At 75.8% G+C, this 3524-nt stretch carries 1 protein-coding gene; it reads left to right on the top strand.

Going from position 1 to position 3524, the window contains the following annotated elements:
• Positions 1 to 3524: SDR family NAD(P)-dependent oxidoreductase (locus ACF1DX_RS38990; RefSeq protein WP_391795877.1), on the top strand; the 3524-nt coding region annotated here is incomplete at both ends.

A 3524-nucleotide genomic window follows, 5' to 3' on the forward strand; every position in this document is an offset into this window, starting at 1 on the left:
CGGTGAGGCGTGGGCGTACGGCGCCGACGTCGACTGGGACGCCTTCTACGCCGGCACCCGCCCCCGCCGCGTCGACCTCCCCACCTACCCCTTCCGCCGCGACTGGTACTGGCTCACCCCCGACGAGACCGACCGGCCCGCCGGCACCGGCGGCGACCCCGCCGACGGCGAGTTCTGGTCCGCCGTCGAGAGCGGTGACGTCACCCGTCTGTCCACCGTCCTGGACATCACCGGCGACGACACCGAGGCCTTCAGCAGCCTGCTGCCCGCCCTCGCCTCCTGGCGCCGCCGCCGCACCCTGCGCACCACCCTCGACTCCTGGCGCCACCGCGTCCACTGGACCCCGCTGACCGGTGCCGCCGGACCCGTCCCCGCCGGCCGCTGGCCCGCGCTCGTCCCGGCCGGGCACGCCGACGACCCCTGGATCGACGACGTCCTCACCGCCCTCACCGCCCGCGGCCTGCGCGTCGAACGCCACGACCTCACCGGCGACGAGGACACCGCCGCCCTCACCGCCCTGCTCACCACCCCCGACGGCGAGGACCCCGCCGGAGTGCTGTCGCTGCTCGCCCTCGACGAGCGGCCGCACCCCGACCACCCCGCCCTCCCGCGCGGCCTCGCCGCCGTCAAGGACCTGACGCACGCCCTCGCCGGCACCGGTACCCGCCTGTGGGCGCTCACCCGCGGCGCCGTCTCCGTCGACAGCCGGGACCCGCTGACCTCGCCCGTCCAGGCCGAGACCTGGGGCTTCGGCCGCGCCGTCGCCTTCGAACTCCCGGACACCTGGGGCGGACTCGTCGACCTGCCCCCCACCCCCGACCCGCGCGCCCTCGACCGCCTGCCCGGCCTCCTCGGCGGCACCGAGGACCAGCTCGCCGTGCGCGCCGCAGGCTCCTACGCCCGACGGCTCGCCCGGATGCCGCTGCCCGAACCCACCGGCGACGCCGACCCCACCGGCACCTGGGCGGCGCACGACACCGTCCTGATCACCGGCGGCACCGGCGCGCTCGGCGCCCACGTCGCCCGCTCCCTGGCCGCCGCCGGCACCCGGCACCTGGTCCTCACCAGCCGCCGCGGCCCCGACGCGCCCGGTGTCGCCGACCTGACCGCCGAACTCACCGCCCACGGCGCCCGCGTCACCGTCGCCGACTGCGACGTCGCCGACCGCGACCAGCTCGCCGGCCTCCTCGCGTCCCTCCCCGCCGACCTGCCGCTCACCGGTGTCGTCCACGCCGCGGGCGTCCTCGACGACGGCGTCCTCGACGCCCTCACCCCGGACCGCTTCGACGCCGTCCTGCGCCCCAAGACCCTCGGCACCGCCCACCTGCACGACCTCACCCGCGAACACGACCTGTCGATGTTCGTGCTGTTCTCCTCCATCGTCGGCGTCCTCGGCAACGCCGGACAGGCCAACTACGCCGCCGCCAACGCCTACCTCGACGCCGTCGCCGAGCAGCGCCGCGCCGCCGGCCTGCCCGTCACCTCCGTCGCCTGGGGCCCCTGGGCCGACGCCGGCATGGCCACCGCCGACGTCCTCACCGACCGGATGCGCCACGACGGGCTCACCCCGATGGCGCCCGACACCGCCGTCGCCGCGCTGCGCGCCGCCGTCACCGAGGGCGCCTCGCACGCCACCGTCGTCGACGTCGACTGGCCGTCGTACGCCGGCGTCCTGACCGCCGCCCGGCCCAGCCCCCTCATCGGCGACCTGCCCGAGGTCCGCCGCGCCCTGGAGGCCGCCAAGGCCGCCGCGCCCGACACCCACGCCCTGCGCGACCGGCTGCGCGGCCTCGCCCCCGCCGACCAGGACCGCCTGCTCACCGACCTGGTCCGCGCCGAGGTCGCCACCGCCCTGCGCCACGCCTCGCCCGAGGCCGTCGACGTGCACCGCGCCTTCAAGGACCTGGGCTTCGACTCGCTCACCGCCGTCGAGGTGCGCAACCGCATCACCGCCGCCACCGACGTCAAGCTGCCCACGACGCTCCTGTTCGACCACCCCAACACCGCCGCCGTCGTCGACCACCTCAAGGACCGGCTGCTCGGCGAGGAGCGGCGCACCGCCGCACCCGTGGTCGTCGCGGCCGGTGTCACCGACGAGCCGATGGCCGTGGTCGCCATGGCCTGCCGCTTCCCCGGAGGGGTCACCAGCCCCGAGGAACTCTGGGACCTGATGGTCGCCGAGGTCGACGCGGTGTCCACCCCGCCCGCCGACCGCGGCTGGGACCTCGACTCGATGTACGACCCCGACTCCGAACGGCAGGGCACCACCTACAGCCGTGAGGGCGGCTTCATCCAGGACGTCGCCGGATTCGACCCGGCCTTCTTCGGGATCTCCCCGCGCGAGGCCCTCGCCATGGACCCGCAGCAGCGCCTGCTCCTGGAGACCTCCTGGGAGACGTTCGAACGCGCCGGCATCGACCCGGAGACCCTGCGCTCCACCGCCACCGGGGTCTTCGTCGGCACCATCAACACCGACTACCAGGTCCGCCTGGGCGGCGCCGCCGCCCAGGAGCAGCTGGCCGGCCACCTCATGACCGGCAACGCCTCCAGCATCGCCTCCGGCCGCCTGTCCTACACGTACGGCTTCGAGGGCCCCGCCGTCACCATGGACACCGGCTGCTCGTCCTCCATGGTCGCCCTGCACCTGGCCCTGCAGTCGCTGCGCACCGGCGAGTGCACCATGGCCCTGGCCGGCGGCGTCACCATCATGTCCACCCCCGAGCCCTACGTGGAGTTCTCCCGGCAGCGCGGGCTGGCCCCCGACGGCCGCTGCAAGGCGTTCGCCGAGGGCGCCGACGGCATGGGCTTCGCCGAGGGCGTCGGCCTCGTCCTGCTGGAGCGCCTGTCCGACGCCCGCCGCAACGGCCACCCCGTCCTCGCCGTCATCCGCGGCTCCGCCATCAACCAGGACGGTGCCTCCAACGGCCTCACCGCCCCCAACGGGCCCTCGCAGCAGCGCGTCATCCGCCAGGCCCTCGCCAACGCCGGACTGTCCGCCGCCGAGGTCGACGTGGTCGAGGCGCACGGCACCGGCACCCCGCTCGGCGACCCGATCGAGGCCCAGGCCATCCTCGCCACGTACGGCCAGGACCGTCCCGCCGACCGGCCGCTGCTGCTCGGCTCGCTGAAGTCGAACATCGGCCACACCCAGGCCGCCGCGGGCGTCGGCGGCATGATGAAGATGGTGCTCGCCATGCGGCACGGCATGGTGCCCAGGAGCCTGCACATCACCGAACCCACCTCGGTCGTCGACTGGTCCGGCGGTGCCGTCCGCCTGGTCACCGAGGCCACCCCCTGGCCGGACGCCGGCCGGCCCCGCCGCGCCGGCATCTCCTCCTTCGGCATCAGCGGCACCAACGGCCACCTCATCCTCGAGCAGGCCCCGGAACCGGAGCCGGCCGACGAGGCCGACGTGGAGCCGGCCCAGGCCCCGGTGTGGCTGCCGTGGGCGGTGTCGGCGAAGTCGCGTGAGGCGGTGCGGGAGCAGGCGGCGCGGCTGGCGGCGTCCGTGCGTGACAGTGGCG

The sequence above is a fragment of the Streptomyces sp. NPDC014676 genome (assembly GCF_043084105.1).
Classification (GTDB): Bacteria; Actinomycetota; Actinomycetes; order Streptomycetales; family Streptomycetaceae; genus Streptomyces.